The sequence below is a fragment of the Halomonas halodenitrificans DSM 735 genome, assembly GCF_000620045.1.
Classification (GTDB): domain Bacteria; phylum Pseudomonadota; class Gammaproteobacteria; order Pseudomonadales; family Halomonadaceae; genus Halomonas; species Halomonas halodenitrificans.
The window spans coordinates 170,215-188,624 of record NZ_JHVH01000001.1; the positions used below are offsets into that span (position 1 = coordinate 170,215).

At 65.0% G+C, this 18,410-nt stretch carries 16 protein-coding genes and 1 pseudogene; 13 read left to right on the forward strand and 4 right to left on the reverse strand.

Going from position 1 to position 18,410, the window contains the following annotated elements; translation table 11 throughout:
- Positions 1 to 8: 8 nt before the first annotated feature.
- Both Q358_RS0100820 and pilM read right to left on the reverse strand, forming a co-directional pair.
- Positions 9 to 596, reverse strand: coding sequence for a PilN domain-containing protein (locus tag Q358_RS0100820; RefSeq protein ID WP_027960296.1), 588 nt, complete (start codon positions 594 to 596; stop codon positions 9 to 11).
- The gene (pilM, locus tag Q358_RS0100825) at positions 593 to 1,654 is read right to left on the reverse strand and encodes a type IV pilus assembly protein PilM (RefSeq protein WP_027960297.1); all 1,062 of its coding nucleotides are present in this window, start codon (positions 1,652 to 1,654) and stop codon (positions 593 to 595) included. Before pilM ends, Q358_RS0100820 begins: the two co-directional genes overlap by 4 nt.
- A 255-nt stretch (positions 1,655 to 1,909) precedes the next feature.
- On the opposite strand from pilM, the gene Q358_RS0100830 reads away from it, so the two are divergent.
- Both Q358_RS0100830 and Q358_RS16265 read left to right on the forward strand, forming a co-directional pair.
- Complete coding sequence (locus Q358_RS0100830) at positions 1,910 to 4,426, forward strand: penicillin-binding protein 1A (protein ID WP_027960298.1); 2,517 nt, start codon at positions 1,910 to 1,912, stop codon at positions 4,424 to 4,426.
- 142 nt (positions 4,427 to 4,568) lie between these two features.
- Positions 4,569 to 5,261: pseudogene (locus tag Q358_RS16265) on the forward strand (DUF481 domain-containing protein).
- Between the two features lie 73 nt (positions 5,262 to 5,334).
- Here the strand turns inward: Q358_RS16265 and Q358_RS0100840 are convergent.
- Positions 5,335 to 6,603, reverse strand: coding sequence for a malic enzyme-like NAD(P)-binding protein (locus tag Q358_RS0100840; RefSeq protein WP_027960299.1), 1,269 nt, complete (start codon positions 6,601 to 6,603; stop codon positions 5,335 to 5,337).
- A 183-nt stretch (positions 6,604 to 6,786) separates the two neighbouring features.
- Positions 6,787 to 6,999, reverse strand: a complete 213-nt coding sequence (rpmE, locus tag Q358_RS0100845; RefSeq protein ID WP_027960300.1) for a 50S ribosomal protein L31 — start codon at positions 6,997 to 6,999, stop codon at positions 6,787 to 6,789.
- A gap of 186 nt (positions 7,000 to 7,185) precedes the next feature.
- Here rpmE and Q358_RS0100850 point away from each other — a divergent pair, with 186 nt between their 5' ends.
- The 11 genes from Q358_RS0100850 to tatA all read left to right on the forward strand — a co-directional run bounded on the left by Q358_RS0100850 (position 7,186) and on the right by tatA (position 18,409).
- Positions 7,186 to 9,420, forward strand: coding sequence for a primosomal protein N' (locus tag Q358_RS0100850; RefSeq protein ID WP_027960301.1), 2,235 nt, complete (start codon positions 7,186 to 7,188; stop codon positions 9,418 to 9,420).
- Positions 9,421 to 9,571: 151 nt separating this feature from the next.
- The gene (gene argS / locus Q358_RS0100855) at positions 9,572 to 11,257 is read left to right on the forward strand and encodes an arginine--tRNA ligase (RefSeq protein ID WP_027960302.1); all 1,686 of its coding nucleotides are present in this window, start codon (positions 9,572 to 9,574) and stop codon (positions 11,255 to 11,257) included.
- A 3-nt stretch (positions 11,258 to 11,260) separates the two neighbouring features.
- On the forward strand, positions 11,261 to 12,013 hold the full coding sequence (locus Q358_RS0100860) for an SPOR domain-containing protein (RefSeq protein WP_027960303.1): 753 nt from the start codon (positions 11,261 to 11,263) through the stop codon (positions 12,011 to 12,013).
- Between the two features lie 145 nt (positions 12,014 to 12,158).
- Positions 12,159 to 12,692, forward strand: a complete 534-nt coding sequence (gene hslV / locus Q358_RS0100865; RefSeq protein ID WP_027960304.1) for an ATP-dependent protease subunit HslV — start codon at positions 12,159 to 12,161, stop codon at positions 12,690 to 12,692.
- 10 nt (positions 12,693 to 12,702) lie between these two features.
- Positions 12,703 to 14,025, forward strand: coding sequence for an ATP-dependent protease ATPase subunit HslU (hslU, locus tag Q358_RS0100870; protein ID WP_027960305.1), 1,323 nt, complete (start codon positions 12,703 to 12,705; stop codon positions 14,023 to 14,025).
- 179 nt (positions 14,026 to 14,204) lie between these two features.
- Positions 14,205 to 14,588, forward strand: a complete 384-nt coding sequence (locus tag Q358_RS0100875; RefSeq protein WP_027960306.1) for a gamma-butyrobetaine hydroxylase family protein — start codon at positions 14,205 to 14,207, stop codon at positions 14,586 to 14,588.
- A 95-nt stretch (positions 14,589 to 14,683) separates the two neighbouring features.
- Positions 14,684 to 15,451 (forward strand): bifunctional demethylmenaquinone methyltransferase/2-methoxy-6-polyprenyl-1,4-benzoquinol methylase UbiE, encoded by a 768-nt coding sequence (gene ubiE, locus Q358_RS0100880; protein WP_027960307.1) that lies wholly within the window; start codon positions 14,684 to 14,686, stop codon positions 15,449 to 15,451.
- Complete coding sequence (locus Q358_RS0100885) at positions 15,451 to 16,074, forward strand: ubiquinone biosynthesis accessory factor UbiJ (protein WP_043487436.1); 624 nt, start codon at positions 15,451 to 15,453, stop codon at positions 16,072 to 16,074. Before ubiE ends, Q358_RS0100885 begins: the two co-directional genes overlap by 1 nt.
- Positions 16,074 to 17,696 (forward strand): ubiquinone biosynthesis regulatory protein kinase UbiB, encoded by a 1,623-nt coding sequence (ubiB, locus tag Q358_RS0100890; protein ID WP_027960309.1) that lies wholly within the window; start codon positions 16,074 to 16,076, stop codon positions 17,694 to 17,696. The genes Q358_RS0100885 and ubiB overlap by 1 nt, the downstream gene beginning before the upstream one ends.
- Before the next feature lie 40 nt (positions 17,697 to 17,736).
- A complete protein-coding gene (locus Q358_RS0100895) occupies positions 17,737 to 18,072 on the forward strand; it encodes a phosphoribosyl-ATP diphosphatase (RefSeq protein WP_027960310.1) in 336 nt (111 codons plus the stop codon).
- Positions 18,073 to 18,136: 64 nt separating this feature from the next.
- Entirely contained in the window at positions 18,137 to 18,409 is a 273-nt protein-coding gene (tatA, locus tag Q358_RS0100900) for a Sec-independent protein translocase subunit TatA (protein ID WP_027960311.1), read from the forward strand.
- Position 18,410: the final 1 nt, after the last annotated feature.

The window sequence follows — 18,410 nt, forward strand, 5'->3', positions numbered from 1 at the left end:
GCCCCTCCCTACCCAGCTCCGCCCACCGGCCCGGCGTCCGAGCCTCCCGCCTCGCCACCCGGTATCCGCTGACGCATGCTGAGGCTAAAACTGCGCCTCTGGCCGCCATCCTCAACCTCGACCTCGGAGAGCATGGGCTCACTGAAGGAAGCAGCAGATGCCAGGGCCCGTAACTGATCGGTCACCTGCCGGTTGTTCTCGGCCACTCCCGACAGGTCGAGGTTATCCCCCTGCCGGTCAAGCTGCGTGTAATACACTCCGTCCACGAGACTGACGGTGAGATCACTCATCACCTGCACCGTCCGGGCACGCCCGCTCTGCAGCCGGGTAAAGACACGCACCTGCTCGAGCATTCGTTCGCGAACCTGCTCGAGCTCGCTGACCTCGCGGATCACCGAGTCGAGCCGGCGGCTCCGGGCTTCAATATGGGCATTACGTTGACGCTGGGTTTCGACCTCCTGCTGATAGTGCCAGGTCATGCCATAGCCTCCGCCGAGCCCCAGCAGTGCCGCCAACCCCAGGATCCTGTAGAATAGCCTGCTGCGCCGTTCACGCCGCTGTTCTCGCCATGGCAGCAGGTTGATCTCGATGGTCATGGCGGTGCCCTCATTGCCAGGCCACAGGCCGTCAGCATGGCCGGCGCATCGCGGGAGAGGGCTTGCGCATCGAGGCGGCGATTGACCCTCATGCGCGCCAGGGGATTGGCAATGGAAACCGCTATGCCATTTTCACGGGCCAGGTAGTCGGCCAGCCCAGGCAGCACGCTGGAGCCACCGGCCAGCACCATATGACGCACCTGCTGCTGGCGGCCGGTGGTGGTGTAGAGCTGCAGCGAACGCCCCACCTGCTGGACCAGGGTATCGAGGAAGGGAGCGAGGACACTGTCCCGATAGTCATCGGGCAGGCCGCCACGCTTCTTGGCCAGGCCCGCCTCGTCGAGGCTCAAGCCGTAACGATTGCGAATCTCCTCGGTGAGCTGGCGACCGCCAAACACGGTATCGCGACTGTAGACGACACGCCCTTGACACAACACGTGAAAGGTACTCATGGTAGCCCCGACGCTCACCAGCGCCACCCCGTCGTCCTCGCCGCCGAATACCGGCAGTTGGCGATACACTTCGGTGAAGGCGCGCTCCATGGCGAAGGTCTCGACGTCCACGGCTGCCGGCGTCAGGCCGGACTGCATGACGACCTCGGTAAGTTGACCGATGTCCTGCTGCCGACAGGCCACCAGCAGGACATCTTGCTGGTCGGGATAGCGAGCGTTGAGCCCCAGACGCTGAAAATCGAAGGCAACGTCACTGAACGGAAAGGGAATATGCTTGTCTGAATCGAGCTGAATGCGTGCCTCGATCTCGTCGTCGTTGAGTGATGCCGGAAGCGCAAGAGTCTTGGTGATCGCCGCGCCAGCGGGCACGGCTATCACTGCTTTCCGGGCATAGGGCCTGGCCTGCCGCACGGCTTGGGCGAGGGTGTCTATCACCTCGTCCATATCGTGGATGCGGCGCTCGACGACTGCGCACTCACGCAGCGGTCTGACCGCATAGCTATCCACCTGATACGTACCGCCAGCTCGTCTGAGCTCCACGAGCTTCACCGTAGCCGAGGTAATGTCGACACCGATCAGCGCACCTCTGGATGCCATCAATCCCATTGCGGCCCTGCCCTGCTGAGTCCGCGACTCGCCAGCGTTGTTATGATGCCTGCCTCGAGCACGCAGACAGGTCTCGATTGTTGTTTCTATCTTGTAGCATGAGGCTGCAGGAACTTGCCATGACTCGAACAACAATGAAGCTAGCACCGTCAATGCTGGTGACCCGGGCCCTGGCTTCATATAATGGCCGCGCAACCGGACATCTCGTCATCGCTTCACACCCGCTCCAGTTACCTGCATGGACACCGCCTCTTCATGACGTTTATCAGAACCCTACTCTTCTCCCTAGTCTGGCTCACGATCTCGCTGATTGCCGCAGCCGGGCTCGGCGTAGTGGGTGCGGCCCTCTATTTCGCTCCCGGACTTCCCGACGTGCGCCAGCTCCAGGACTTCGAGCTACATTCACCGCTGCGCATCTATACGCGTGACGACAAGCTGATCGGCGAATACGGGGAAGAACGTCGCCTGCCGATCGATCATGAAGAAATTCCCGCCGAGTTCATCGAGGCGCTGCTGGCCGCCGAGGATGATGGGTTCTACGAGCACCGTGGCGTCGATCCCATGGGCCTGCTGAGGGCGGCCGGCGAACTCGTGGCCAGCGGCGGCAAGATTCAATCCGGTGGCTCCACCATCACCATGCAGGTGGCACGTAACTATCTACTGACCCTGGACCGCACCTTTACCCGCAAGATTCGCGAGATCCTGCTCGCCCTGCAGATGGAACAGGTACTCAGCAAGGAAGAAATCCTCGAGCTCTACGTCAACAAGATCTTCCTTGGCCACCGCGCCTACGGTATCGCCGCCGCCGCCGAGATCTACTATGACCGCCCCCTCGCCGAACTGACCCTTGCCGAGAAGGCCATGATTGCGGGCCTGCCCAAGGCGCCCTCCAACTTCAACCCGCTGACCAATCCGGAGCGAGCGCTGATTCGCCGCAACTGGATCCTGTTCCGCATGCGCGAACTGGGACATATCGACCAGACTACCTATGACGAGGCCGTCCAGGCACCGATCACCGCCGAACGCTACGTGGCACAGGCTGAAGTCAATGCCGACTATGTGGCCGAGATGGCCCGCCAATATGCCGTGGAACGCTTCGGCGCGAGCGAAGCCTATACCGGGGGCTACAACATCACTACCAGCCTGAGCAGTGAGCTCCAGCCCATGGCGCGCAACGCGCTTGCCCAGGGCCTGATCGACTACGACACTCGCCATGGCTGGCGCGGTCCGGAGGAAGAAGCGCTGCCGCCGAGCCTGGCCGAGGCCCAGGATCGCACCGAACGCAGCGGCCTGGAGGAAGAACTGGACGAGTCCCCCGAAGTACTGGAGACCGCTCGACGAGCCGCCGAACGCAGCGAGGTCAACGTCGAGGGCGTCGACGGCGACGTCAGCAACTGGGTGCAGGTACTGGATCGCACGCCGCGCTATGGTCTTCTCTATCCGGCCATCGTGGTAGAGAGTGAGGGCCGCCAGATGCGCGTGCTGATGCCCGAGGGCAAGCTGCGCACCATCGAGTGGGATGGCCTCTCCTGGGCTCGCGAGTATCGCAATGCCCGGTATCGTGGTCCCCAGCCGGGATCGGCGGCCGAGATCGCCGGCCGCGGTGATCTGGTGCGCGTCATGGAGCGCGAGGACGGCAGCCTGCGCCTGGCCCAGCGCCCGGACGCCGAAGGCTCGCTGGTGGTGATGCAGCCCGACACCGGCGCCATCCTCGCCCTCCAGGGCGGTTTCGACTTCAATGCCAGCAAGTTCAACCGCGCCGTGCAGGCCCGCCGCCAGTCGGGCTCCATCTTCAAGCCCTTCATCTATCTCTCGGCCCTCGAGAGCGGCACGATGACGGCCGCCAGCGTGGTCAATGATGCCCCGGTCGTGATCAACGACGGCAGCAATGAGCTGTGGCGCCCGGTCAACGCCAGCGGCGACTTCCTCGGCCCGATGCGCCTGCGTAACGCCCTCGCCCGCTCCCGCAACCTGGTCACTATCCGCGTGCTGCGCGAGGTAGGCCTGAGCGAGACCATAACGTTCCTCGAGGACTTCGGCTTCGACGAATCACGCCTGCCCCACGGCCTGTCGCTGGCCCTGGGTAGCGCCAGCCTGACGCCCCTGGAGATGACCAGTGCCTATGCGATACTGGCCAACGGCGGCTTCAAGGTCTCTCCCTGGTTCATCAAGCGCGTCGCCAAGGGCAAGACTCTCGTGGAGGAGACACTCACCGCCGTGGCTTGTCGCGACTGCAGCCCCGGCGAAGAGGAAGTGACCCTCGACGGTGAGCGTCATCCCGTTGCCGAGCGCGTGGTTGACCCGATCAATCTCTATATCCTGCGCGACATACTGCGTGACGTCATCGAGAACGGTACCGGCCGCCGCGCCCTGAAACTGGGCCGCGAGGATATCGTCGGCAAGACCGGCACCACCAACGGCCAGCGCGACACCTGGTTCGCCGGCTTCAACAGTAATCTGGTGGCCACGGTCTGGCTGGGCAAGGATGACAACACCACCACCGCCGAGTACGGTGCCAACGCCGCCCTGCCCATCTGGATGACTTTCATGGGAGAGGCCCTCGACGGGAAGCCGCCGGCAATGCCTGAAGCACCGGCAGCGCTGGTCACTGCTCGAATCGATCCCGAAACCGGCAGGCGCCTGTCCAACGGAGGCATCAGCGAGCTTTTCCATCCCGATCACCTGCCTAGCCAGCAGCCTCGCCGCGTGGAACGCGAGGTCGAGCAGCGCAGCGGCTCCCAGGGGACGGGCGCCTACGAGGCGATCTTCTAACGCTTCAACCCATCCTGGCATGAGCCGCTCACCACTTTCGACAACTGGCAACCCAGGAGACCGACCATTGCCGTCTTCCGCGACACGGTCCTGCATATCTGGATGGCTGGCGCTTTTAGGCCTGTTGGTAGTCGCTGGCAAGGTGCAGTCCAACCCCTTCTACGCACCGCCGCTGCCCGACGAGGACGACCAGGCCTTCAGCGGCAACATCGAACTGGGCTATACCCAGCTGTCTGGAAACACCGACAGCCAGACCCTGATCGCAAAGGGCCAGCTCGCCTGGCTAACCGGTAGCTGGACGCATACCCTGCGCGGCGAGGTGCGCAATGTCAGTCGTGACGGCGAGACCAGCGCCGAATAGTATCTGATGGCCGTCCGCGAGCGTTTTGACCTCCAGGGGCCCCACTACCTCTTTGGTTTCGCTCGCGCAGAGAGGGATCGCTTCAGTGGCTATGACCATCAATTCACCACCATCGGCGGTTATGGACGAGACCTGGTCGACGACGAGCGTCACCAACTCTCACTGGAAGCGGGCCCGGGGTATCGCTACGACCGCATCGAGGAGGGAAAGGGGAACGCCTCTCTAGGCGTGGCATATGGTGCACTGGCCTACGAATGGGCTTTCACGAAGACCTCCAGCCTGAAGCAGGAGCTTTCAATGGAGGTCACAGACGACAACACCACTTCACGCTCACTATCGTCGCTTACCGCCCGGCTCAACTCACACCTGGCATTGAAGCTATCCCACGAGATCAAGGACACCTCTCGCCCACCGGCGGACGCCGAGGCGCGCACCGACCACACCACCAGCGCCTCTATTCTCTACGACTGGTAGACCAGCAGCCCACAGATACCGACGCCGGCTCTGCGACCGGCGTCGTCATGAAGAGCGGCGAGCCCACTGAGGTTCAGACGCCGTGGACCTCATCCACGGACGCCAGAGGGTAGTGGGAGGGATAGGGCTTGCGCGCGACGCCGGAGTCAACAGCGGCCTGGGCCACGGCGGACGTCACCCGATCAAGCAGACGCACATCGACCGGCGTGGGAATGATGTAGTCGCGGCCGAAGCTCATGCTTTTCCTGTCATAGGCCTCGAGCACCGCTTCGGGCACCGGCTCACGCGCCAGGTCCTTGAGTGCATGCACCGCCGCCACCTTCATGTCTTCGTTGATGCGGGTAGCGCGGACATCCAGGGCGCCGCGGAAGATGAACGGAAACCCCAGCACGTTGTTGACCTGATTGGGATAGTCCGAACGCCCGGTGGCCATGATGACATCGTCACGGGTCTGGTGAGCGAGCGCCGGATGAATTTCCGGATCCGGATTGGTGCAGGCGAAGACCACGGGGTTCGGCGCCATCTTGCGCAGATGGTCGGCACTCATCAGGCCCGGGCCGGAGAGCCCCACGAAGACGTCGGCACCGTCGATGGCATCGTCGAGTGTGCGCTTGTCGGTCTCCACGGCGAACATCGCCTTGTACTGATTGAGATCCTCACGCTCATTGTGAATCACACCCTTGCGGTCGAGCATCACGATGTTCTCGGAACGCGCCCCGCAGGAGACGAGCAGCTTCATGCAGGCGATGGCCGCTGCACCGGCTCCCATGCAGACAACCTTCGCCTCTGACAGACCCTTGCCGGCGAGCTCCAGGGCGTTGAGCATGCCGGCCGCGGTAACGATGGCCGTGCCGTGCTGGTCATCATGGAACACCGGGATGCTGCACTGTTCGATAAGCATCCGCTCGATCTCGAAGCACTCGGGCGCCTTGATATCCTCGAGGTTGATGCCTCCCCAGGAATCGGCGATGCGGGCAACGGTATCGATAAAGGCCTGAGGGCTCTCGGCATTGACTTCGATATCGACGGAGTTGATGCCGGCGAACCGCTTGAACAGCACCCCCTTGCCTTCCATCACCGGCTTGCTGGCCAGCGGCCCCAGGTTGCCCAGGCCCAGAATGGCACTGCCATCGGAGATGACCGCCACCAGGTTGCCCTTGCCGGTGTAGCGATAGGCATTTCCCGGGTCTCGAGCGATCTCGCGCACCGGCTCGGCCACGCCAGGGCTGTAAGCCAACGCCAGGTCCCTGGCGGTTGCGGTGGGTTTGGTCAGCTCGATGGAAAGCTTTCCGGGAATGGGTTTCGCATGGTAATCAAGCGCCGCCTGTCTTGCGTCAGTCATACTCGAAATCCGTCGGGAGGTGTCGTGTCGAACAAGTATAGAAAAATATTCCACTACTGAACAGAGCCAGGCATCACGCCCCTTGAGGGCATTCTTGATGCCATGGTTAACACCCTTCCGTGAAAACGCGAAAACCCGCCATGGAGGCGGGTTTTCTAGACGGCTGACCGTAAGCGTTCGAAATCAGCGCTTGAGGGCGGCGCCAAAACGCTTGTTGAAGCGCTCGACGCGACCACCGGTAGTCGCCTGCTTCTGCTTGCCGGTATAGAAGGGATGACACTGGGAGCAGACGTCCAGCTCCAGGTTACGGCCGGCAGTGGAGCCGACATCGAAGGTGGCGCCGCAGGAGCAGGTCGCACTGATTGTCTTGTATTCGGGGTGGATACCTTGTTTCATCTTGAGCCTCGTTGCGCTGTATGCCGCCACCCGATCCTGTGCCGAGCACCGCATACGGTTGTCTATCGTTTGCCGGACACCTGAGCTAGCGGATGTCGGGCAATCATGGAACTCACCGGGACCCCCGAAACGCCAGCCAGGCGCCGGGGAGCGCCGCATTCTACCAGAGCCATCGCCGGAGGCCAATTGCCTGAATCACCCGCTCCGCGCGTGCTGCGCGTCGCCATTCCCTCGCCGCTTCACCGCCTCTTTGACTATCGCCCCGCCCGCGAAACGCCGACCTGCGGCTGGCGACCGGGGCTGCGAGTCCGGGTATCCTTCGGCCGCCGCGAGGTAGTCGGCATCGTGGTGGAGTGCTGCGAACAGAGCGACCTCCCCCTGGCCGACCTCAAGCCGGTGACGGCCTGCCTGGACGACGCCCCGCTGCCGAAGGACTGGCTATGGCTGTGCCGCTTCACCGCCCGCTATTACCAGCACCCGCTGGGTGACACCCTTCACCAGGCGCTGCCGGTGCTGCTGCGCCAGGGCCGCGCCCTTGCGGCACGCACTCGCGAACGATGGATCCTCACCCCCGCGGGACACGCCACCGATAGCGACACCCTGTCTCGCGCCCCGCGCCAGGCGGCCCTGCTGGAGATGCTGCGTCAGCACCCACACGGCCTGGCCAGCCCGGCGATCCTCGCCCAATCCTTCAGCCGGGACCAGCTCAAGGCCCTGGCCGCCAAGCATCTTATCGAACGTCACGAAGAACATCGCACCGCCGCTCCCCAGCCCGGTGCCGACCATCTGCTGGCCGATCCGGCACTGCCGCTCAACCGCGAACAGGCCCATGCTCTCTCGGCCTTGCACGAAGGACTCGATGCCTATCACCCCTGCCTGCTTGACGGGGTGACCGGAAGCGGCAAGACCGAGGTCTATCTACAATTGATCGAGGCGGTGGTAGGGCGCCACCGCCAGGCGCTGATACTGGTACCCGAGATCGGCCTCACTCCCCAGACCCTGACGCGCTTCCGCAAGCGTTTCCGGGTACCGGTAGTGGCGCTGCATTCGGGGCTCACCGACCACGAGCGGCTGGATGCCTGGGAGGCCGCCGCCAGCGGCAGGGCCCCCATCGTGATCGGTACCCGCTCGGCGATCTTCACCCCCCTGGCCCGCCCCGGGGCGATCATCGTCGACGAGGAACACGACGCCTCCTACAAGCAGCAGGACGGACTGCGCTACCATGCCCGGGACCTTGCCGTAGCCCGCGCCCACCGCCACGGCATCCCGCTGCTGCTGGGCAGCGCGACCCCGTCGCTCGAGAGCCTGGCCCGTGCCCACCGCGGCGAATGGCGCCACCTGCCACTGACTCGCCGCGCCACTCGCCATGCCCCCGCCAAGCTGGAGCTGCTCGACCTGCGTGGGCGCCCGCGCCTGGGTGGCCTGGCGCCTCCCGCCCTGGAGGCCATCGCGGAGACGCTCGAGGCCGGCCATCAGGTGCTGGTCTTCATCAACCGCCGCGGGTTCGCTCCGACCCTGGCCTGTCACGCCTGCGGCTGGCTCGCCGAATGCGATGCCTGCGACGCCCGCATGACCCTGCATCGCCAGCCCCCACTGCTGGCCTGCCACCACTGCGACCGCCGCCGTGCCCTGCCGGAAAGCTGCCCCGAGTGCAGCAGCATCGATCTGCGCCCACTGGGCAGCGGCACGGAGCGTACCGAGGAGACCCTCGCCGAACGCTTCCCCAGAGTGCCGGTACACCGCATCGACCGCGACAGCACTCGACGCCGCGACGCCTTCGAAAAAACCCTGACCGAGGTCAGGCGCGGCGAGCCTTGTCTGCTGGTCGGCACTCAGATGCTGGCCAAGGGGCACCATCTGCCCCACGTCACCCTGGTCGTGGTGGTCAATGCGGACACCGGCCTCTACGCCAGCGACTTCCGCGCCCTGGAACAAGGGGCCCAGCTGCTGGTACAGGTAGCCGGCCGCGCCGGCCGCGCCGCACACCCCGGCCGGGTGCTGGTCCAGACGATGCATCCCGACGACCCTCATCTGCACCTGCTGGCCGAGCGGGGCTATGCCGCTCTCGCCGACCGACTGCTGGAGGAGCGTCGCGCAGCCGCGTTGCCACCCTTTCGCTTCCTGGCGTTGCTGCGCCTGGAAGGCGCCAAGGAAGACACCGTCGGAGCGCTGGGCCGACGCGCCGCCGCCGCCCTGCGCACCTGGCTGAGCGAACGCGGGCTGAGCGTGGACTGCCTGGGCCCGGTGCCGGCGCCCATGGAGCGACGCCAGGGCCGCTATCACCTGCATTTGATGCTCGGCGCCGGAAAGCGCAGCGCCCTCCACGAGGCCTGCGCCTGGCTCACCGCCTGGCTGGAGGCCACCCCCGAGGCACGCCGGATACGCTGGTCGCTGGATATCGACCCCCAGACACTTGCGTAGCCCGGTCGGGCTTTAAAGCCGCCCCACAATTGCCGATAATGGCCGGCCATGCCCATTCAGGGCTCCGTTTCCATGCCTACGCCGGGCCGAGCGCAGCGTATCGCCGGTTCATCGGCCGCTTATCCCGACGCCACAGGACATCCAACGCCCCATGAAAGAGACCATCGTTGCGCTGCTCGAGGACGCCCTCGAATCCCTCAGGCAGCAGGGCGTACTGCCCGCCGAACTCGCCCCGGCCATCAAGGTCGACCCGACCAAGGACAAGGCCCACGGCGACTACGCCACCAACCTGGCGCTAATGTTGGCCAAGCCGGCCGGCCGCAAGCCTCGCGAGCTGGCCGACGCCCTGGTGGACGCACTACCCGCGAGCCAGGCGGTCAGCCGGGTCGAGATCGCCGGCCCCGGCTTCATCAATTTCTTTGCCGCCACCGACGCCGCCGCCCAGGTGGTTCGCCAGGTGCTCGATTCGGGCGACGCCTATGGCCGCAGCCTCACCGGTCAGGGGCAGAAGGTGCAGGTGGAGTTCGTCTCCGCCAACCCCACCGGGCCGCTGCACGTCGGCCACGGTCGCGGTGCCGCCATCGGCGACTGCCTGTGCCGCCTGCTCGAGGCCACCGGCTATGATGTGACCCGCGAGTTCTACTACAACGACGCCGGCGCCCAGATCACCAACCTGGCACTCTCGGTCCAGGCACGGGCCAAGGGAATCGGCCCCGAGGATGAGGGTTGGCCGACGGACGGCTATCGCGGCGGCTATATCGTCGATGTGGCCAACGCCTATCTGGCCGGCGAGACCGTGCACGCCGACGACCGCCACGTCACCGCCCAGGCCGATTCGAACGACCTGGAGGCCATCCAGGCGTTTGCCGTGGCCTATCTGCGCCGCGAGCAGGACCTCGACCTCAAGGCCTTCGGCGTTAACTTCGATGTCTATTACCTGGAGTCCTCGCTGTACCGGGACGGCAAGGTAGAGGCCGCCGTCGAGCGCCTCATCGAGAAGGGCCATACCTACGAGCAGGATGGCGCCCTGTGGCTGCGCACCACCGATTTCGGTGACGACAAGGACCGGGTGATGCGCAAGACCGACGGGCAGTACACCTACTTCCTGCCCGATGTCGCCTACCATCTCGACAAGTGGCGGCGCGGCTTCACCACGGTGATCGACGAGCAGGGTGCCGACCATCATTCCACCGTGACCCGGGTGCGCGCCGGCCTGCAGGCCCTGGAGGCCGGCATCCCCCAGGGCTGGCCCGACTATGTGCTGCACCAGATGGTCATGGTCACCCGCTCCGGCGTGGAGGTAAAACTCTCCAAGCGTGCCGGCAGCTACGTGACCGTGCGCGACCTGATCGACGAGGTAGGCCGTGACGCGACGCGCTTCTTCCTGGCCGCTCGCCGGGCGGACTCTCAGCTCACCTTCGATATCGATCTGGCCCGCTCGCAGTCCAACGACAACCCGGTCTATTACGTGCAATACGCCCACGCCCGGGTCTGCAGCGTCGAACGTCGCGCCCAGAGCGACGGCCTGACCTTCGACCATGCCCAGGCCATGGACAGCCTGGGCCGCCTGGAGGCAGACCAGGAGAAGGCCCTGATGAACCGCCTGGCCCGCTTCCCCGACGCCGTGGCCCATGCCGCCGCCGCCCGCGAACCTCAGCAGATTGCCCAGTACCTTCACGACCTGGCCGCCGATTTCCACACCTGCTACAACGCGGTCAAGGTGATGGTCGAGGACGATGCCCTGCGCAACGCCCGCCTGGCCCTGGGCCTGGCTACACGCCAGGTGCTGCGCAACGGACTGGAGCTGATGGGAGTCGGCGCCCCGGAGGAAATGTAAACCATGGCGACTCGCAAACAACCGCAAAAGAAGCGCGGCGCCACCAACAGCCGGCGCCAGCCCAGCAAGAAGGCCCGCCGCGAATGGCGCCTGCCAGGCTGGGTATGGGGCCTGGCGGGCCTGGTTGCCGGCTTCCTGCTCTCGCAACATCAGCACGGGGTGGCGCCCTGGCAGGTCGAGGACTCACCGCTGGCCACGGTATTGCCGCATGACACCTCGCCGGAGAGCAAGCCCAAAGCTCCCGCCGAGCCCAGCGAGCCACCGATGCCGACCTTCGAGTTCTACACCCTGCTACCGGAGTCCGAGGTGATCGCCCCCGATGGTGAAATGCCGCCCTCCACGGCGACCCCGCCGCCACCGCCGGAGACGGCATCGACTGACGAGGACGCGTCGTCTTCCACCGACGACCCCATCGCCGAGGTGATCGCCGCCAACCTGGCCAGTGACCGCCAGGCCGAATCTCGGCAAGCCGCGTCGTCATCCCGGCAGCAGAGCACTCCCGCCACCAGCGCCTCGGGGCAGCGTTACATGCTCCAGGCTGCCTCCTTTCGCGAGGCCGGCGATGCTCGGCAGCTGCGCGGCCGGCTGCGCGACTTCGGCCTGCTGGCCCAGGTCAGCGAGGTCAAGGCCGGAGGCGGCCAGACCTGGCACCGTGTCCAGGTGGGCCCCTACGAGGACCGTCGCGAGATATCCCGGGCCCAGGACCTGATGGTCACCCAGGGCATAGAACCTCTGCTTATTCAGCTCAACGACTGAACCGACCCTCTCTGCCCACACGTTGACCGCTTGAATTCTTGACGGCACGCCCGCACCTATTCCTCCCAGACAGATTCGTTACGGCGCCCGTCGGGCGCCGAAAGTCATCGGGAGCCGTTCACCCGCTCCCATAAGGAGTTCCTCCATGACCACGATCGTATCCGTGCGCCGCGGTGAGCAGGTATCGCTGGCCGGCGACGGCCAGGTGTCGCTGGGCAACACCGTAATGAAGGGCAACGCCAGCAAGGTGCGTCGCCTCTATCGCGGCGAGGTGCTGGCAGGCTTCGCCGGCGGTACCGCCGATGCCTTCACCCTCTTCGAGCGGTTCGAGGCGCAGCTGGAGAAATACCAGGGCAACCTGGTCAAGGCCGCCGTGGAACTGGCCAAGGAGTGGCGTACCGACCGCGCCCTGCGCCGGCTGGAAGCGCTGCTTGCCGTGGCCAACAAGGACGCCTCGCTGATTATCACCGGCAACGGCGATGTGCTGGAACCCGAGGGCGGCATCATCGCCATTGGCTCCGGTGGCAACTACGCCCTGGCTGCGGCGCGTGCCCTGCTCGCGAACACCGACCTGGGGGCCCGCGAGATCACCGAGAAGTCGCTCGCGATTGCCGGCGATATCTGTGTGTTCACCAATCATAACGTCACCCTCGAGGAACTGCCTGCCAAGGCAGGCTAAGGCCGACACCATGACCCAGATGACCCCCCGCGAGATCGTCCACGCCCTGGACCAGTACATCATCGGCCAGCAGGACGCCAAGCGCGCCGTCGCCGTTGCCCTGCGCAACCGCTGGCGGCGCATGCAGCTCGAAGGCGACCTGCGCCAGGAAGTGACACCCAAGAACATCCTGATGATCGGCCCCACCGGCGTCGGCAAGACCGAAATCGCCCGCCGGCTGGCCAGGCTCGCCCGCGCGCCCTTCATCAAGGTCGAAGCCACCAAGTTTACCGAAGTGGGCTATGTGGGCCGCGATGTGGAGTCGATCGTGCGCGACCTCACCGAGGCCGCCATCAAGCTGGTCCGCGAGCAGGCCAAGGAGGAAGTCGGCCACCGCGCCGAAGATGCCGCCGAGGAGCGCATCCTGGATGCCCTGCTGCCCCCGCCCCGCGGCCAGGAGGATGAGCCCCGCCAGGACAGCTCCACGCGCCAGGTCTTTCGCAAGAAACTGCGCGAGGGACAGCTCGATGACAAGGAGATCGATATCGAGGTCTCTCAACAGGGGCCCAATGTCGACATCGCGACCCCGCCGGGCATGGAGGAAATGACCAATCAGCTGCAGAGCCTGTTCTCGGGCATGGGCAAGCAGAAGACCGAGTCACGCCGTGTGGCGGTCAAGGATGCCTTCGCCCTGCTGCGTGACGAGGAGGCCGGCAAGCTGGTCAACGAGGAGGAAATCAAGGCCCGCGCCATCGAGTCGGTGGAGCAGAATGGCATCGTCTTCCTCGACGAGATCGACAAGGTCTGCAAGGGCGGCGGCCAGTCCAGCGGTGGCGAAGTCTCCCGCGAGGGCGTGCAGCGCGACCTGCTGCCGCTGATCGAGGGTTCCTCGGTCTCCACCAAGTACGGCATCGTCAAGACCGATCATGTGCTGTTCATCGCCTCCGGTGCCTTCCACCTGTCGCGCCCGTCAGACCTGATCCCCGAGCTGCAGGGCCGCCTGCCGATTCGTGTCGAGCTCAATGCCCTGACCCCGGACGACTTCAAGCGCATCCTCACCGAACCCTCCGCGGCGCTGACCAAGCAGTACCAGGCGTTGTTGAACACCGAAGGGCTGGAGGTCGCCTTTACCGATGACGGCATCGAGCGCATCGCCGAAATCGCCTGGAAGGTCAACGAAGGCACCGAGAACATCGGCGCGCGTCGCCTGCACACCGTGATGGAGCGTCTGCTGGAGGAAGCCTCCTTCCAGGGCAGCGATATCGGCTCCCCGCTGACCATCGACGCCGCCTATGTCGACTCCCAGCTCGGCGAGCTGGCCATGGACGAGGACCTGTCTCGGTATATCCTGTAAACCCAGCCGTAAGCTTTACGCGATAAGCTGTAAGCCCCCCGATGGCGCAGCCCTGATAGCATGACGAGCACAGAGCTGCGCCACGGTAAGGCGTTACGAGCCAGGGCTAGCCGAAGTCCACTTACAGCTTAAAGCTTACAGCTTAACGCGCCGGGCGAAGCCCGGTACCGGAGGCGCTTATGCCAGCCCCTATTCCCACCAATGTCCACTACCACCGCAAGGCTCGCGAGCTGGAGCTCGGCTATGCCGATGGCCAAAGCTACCGGCTCGCCATCGAATACCTGAGGGTCTTCTCTCCCTCCGCCTCGGTACGCGGCCACGGCAAGGGCCAGGAGACCCTGCAGACGGGCCAGAAATTCGTCGGCCTCAAGGACATCACGCCTGTCGGCCGCTATGCCCTCAAGCTGCATTTCGACGACGGCCATGACAGCGGCCTGTTCAGCTGGGACTACCTGTGGTGGTTGATCAACCACCGCGAGTCCAACTGGGCCGATTACCTGCAGCGCCTGGAAGCGGCCGGCGCCAGCCGCGAGCCGTTGGGAATAGAAATCAAGCAGCTCTAACCCCCGTCAAGACAATCGCCGCCGCGGAAGGCTACAATGTCGCCCATTCGAGGCCTTGACCTCGCCCCCATGCAGCGATTCGGGAGCCCCATCGCATGAGCGCCAACCCCAGCTCCAGGGACAAGCAGACCATCGATTTCGGCTATCAGGAGGTCCCCCTCGAGGAGAAGGCCTCCCGGGTGGCCGATGTGTTCCACTCCGTAGCGGCCCGCTACGATGTCATGAATGACCTGATGTCGTTCGGCATTCACCGGCTATGGAAGCGACTGACCATCGAGCGGGCCGGCGTGCGGCCCGGCCACAGCGTGCTCGACATCGCCGGCGGCACCGGCGACCTGACCCAGAAGTTCTCGCGTACGGTAGGCCCCCGTGGCCGCGTCGTCCTGGCCGACATCAACGAATCGATGCTGCGCGTCGGCCGCGACAAGCTGCTCGACCACGGCGTGGGCGGCAACGTCGAGTATGTCCAGGCCAACGCCGAGTGTCTGCCCTTCCCGGACAACACCTTCGATTGCATCACCATTGCCTTCGGCCTGCGCAACGTCACCGACAAGGATGCCGCCCTGCGCTCCATGGCCCGGGTCCTCAAGCCCGGCGGTCGCCTGCTGGTGCTGGAATTCTCCAAGCCACGCAACCCCCTGCTCACCCGCGCCTACGACGAGTACTCCTTCCGCCTGCTGCCGAAGATCGGCCAGGTGGTGGCCAGCGATGCCGACAGCTACCGCTATCTGGCCGAGTCGATCCGCATGCATCCCGACCAGGAGACGCTCAAGTCGATGATGGAGATGGCAGGACTCGAGCGAGTGGAGTACACCAACATGACCGGGGGCATCGTCGCCCTGCATCGCGGCATTAAATTATAATGTTAATGCTCGCTGCTTTTGAGAGAACCCTGAACGCCCTGCTGGCGCGCGACCCCGCCGCACCGGCGCGCCTGGCCCGCCTCGCCGGCCAGCGCCTGCTGCTGCGCCTCGAGAACCCCGAACTGGCGCTGGCCCTGCACTGTCATCCTGGCGGCCTCGACCTGCTGCGCCCCGATGACACGACCGAAGAGGCCTACGATGCCGTGGTGGAGCTGGACGCCGAGACCCTCGGCGCCCTGCTGGGCGGCGCCTCCCTGGAGCGGCTGATGTTCCAGGGGCAACTCGCGGTGCGCGGCCGGATCCCGCTGCTGGAGGCGACTCGGGACCTGCTCCTCGACCTCGACCTCGACTGGGAAGGGGAACTGGCTCGCTGGCTCGGCGACCTCCCCGCCCATAGCCTGGCCGAGGGGCTACGCCGCCTGGGGCGCTTCGGGCTGCGCACTCACGAGGAGTTCTGCGCCGACCTCTCCGAGTACCTGGTCGAGGAGGCCCGCCTGTTACCGGGGCGTCCCCAGCTCGAGGTCCTGCGCGACCATCTGACCGAGCTCGAAGTGGCCGCCGACCGTCTCGAGGCACGGCTGACCCGCCTGCACCGACGCCTGTCGAACAGGGTGACGGCATGATCCTGCTACGCCTGCTGCGCATCCTGAGGATAATCACCCGCTATCGCCTCGACACCCTGCTGCCTCTCGAGCGCCTGCCCTGGCCGCTTCGGACCTTGTTCAGGCTTTCGCCGCTGCGCCTGATCCCCATCGGCGAGCGCTCCCGCGGCGAACGCCTGCGCCTGGCGCTGGAGTCGCTTGGCCCCATTTTCGTCAAGTTCGGCCAGGTGCTATCCACTCGTCGCGATCTGTTTCCCGAGGATGTGGCCGACGAGCTCAGGCGCCTCCAAGACCAGGTGCCGCCCTTCCCCGGCCATGAGGCCCGCGACGTGGTGGAGTCGGAGCTGGGCCTGCCGGTCACCGAGGCCTTCGCACGCTTCGACGCCGAGCCGCTGGCTTCTGCCTCCATTGCCCAGGTCCACGGCGCACGGTTGCACGACGGCGAGGAAGTCGTGGTCAAGATCATCCGCCCCGGCATCGAACGAGTGATGCGCCAGGATATGGCCCTGCTCTATCGTTTCGCTCGCCTGCTGAGTATCGTGCCGGAGGCACGACGCCTGCGGCCACTGGAGGTGGTGCGCGACTATGAGACGACCCTGTTCGACGAGCTCGACCTGCACAAGGAGGCGGCCAACACCTCCCAGCTCAAGCGCAACTTCAAGGGCTCCACTCAGCTCTATGTGCCGGCCATCCATTGGGACCTGACCCGCCACCGGGTGATGGTTCAGGAGCGCATCTACGGCGTGCCGGTGGCCGACCTCGACGCACTCAGGGCTCAGGGTACCGACCTCAAGAAGCTCGCCGAACGCGGCGTGGAAATCTTCTTCACCCAGGTCTTTCGCGACAACTTCTTCCACGCCGACATGCACCCGGGCAATATCTTCGTTTCCCGCAAGCATCCCCACGACCCGCAATATATCGCGATCGACTGCGGCATCGTCGGTAGTCTGACCCGTGAGGATCAGGACTATCTGGCCCGTAACCTGCTGGCCTTCTTTCACCAGGACTACTACGAGGTCGCGGCGCTGCACATCGAGTCGGGCTGGGTCGGCGAACATACCCGTGCCAACGAGTTCGCCGCGGCCATTCGCACCGTTTGCGAGCCGATCCTCGAGAAGCCGCTCAAGGACATCTCCTTCGGCCAGGTGCTGCTGGGCCTGTTTCAGACCGCCCGGCGCTTCGACATGACGGTACAACCCCAGCTGGTGCTGCTGCAGAAGACCCTGCTCAATATCGAGGGTCTCGGGCGTCAACTATACCCCGAGCTCGACCTGTGGAAGACCGCCAAGCCCTATCTGGAACGCTGGATGGAGGAGCGTGCCGGGGTCAAGGGCTTCTGGGCGTCTCTCAAGCGACAGGCCCCGGAGCTCAGCCACCAACTGCCCGAACTCCCCAGCCTGGCTCACCAGATGCTGAGCCAGGCCGAACTGGAGAAGCGCCAGCGCCGACTCCAGGGCGAGGCGCTCGGCGGCATCCAGCACCAACTGGAACATCAGGGACGTCACCACCGCCGGATACGGCTGGGCGTATTGCTGGTCGTGCTGGGCGTGGCCTGGCAGCCGCTGGCCGAGTGGGCCGACGGGCAACCCTTGCCGGCGCTGGTCGCCGCAGCCGTCGGACTGGCGCTGCTGGCATGGCACTGATTTCATTTCTTGCTCGCCATCTTTCATGGAGACGTCATCGATGAGTGATATTCTCGAACGACTACAGGTTGTCCTGGATCAACGCCGCGAAGCGAATCCCGCCGACTCCTACGTCGCCGCCTTGCATCACAAGGGCTTGAACAAGATACTCGAGAAAGTCGGCGAGGAGGCCACCGAGACACTGCTTGCAGCAAAGGACGCCGAGGCTGGCAGCGATGCCGAACGCCAGGCATTGATCGCCGAAACGGCCGACCTGTGGTTTCATAGTCTGGTGATGCTGTCGCATCTCGGGCTCGAGCATGACGCGGTACTTGACGAACTGGCGCGCCGCTTCGGCATATCCGGCCACGACGAGAAAGCCGCGCGCACGCCATGATTCGCTGCACGCAACATCACTGCCCGTTTCGGATGAACCGGAACCCCAATCAGAGGAAGCGCTAATGTTAGGTGGTATCAGTATCTGGCAGCTGCTGATCGTACTCGGCATCATTATCCTGGTTTTTGGCACCAAGAAGCTGCGCAACGTCGGCACCGACCTGGGTGGCGCCGTGAAGGGCTTCAAGAAGGCGATAAACGAGGACGAGAAAGGCGAGCAAGACGACAAGAATGAAACGCAAACCGAAGCGCAGGCCCGCGTCGAGCACGAGGAAGAGCCCAATACCTACGACGTTCAGGCCGAGCGAAAGCCCGAGGAACAAGAAGAGCGCAAATAAA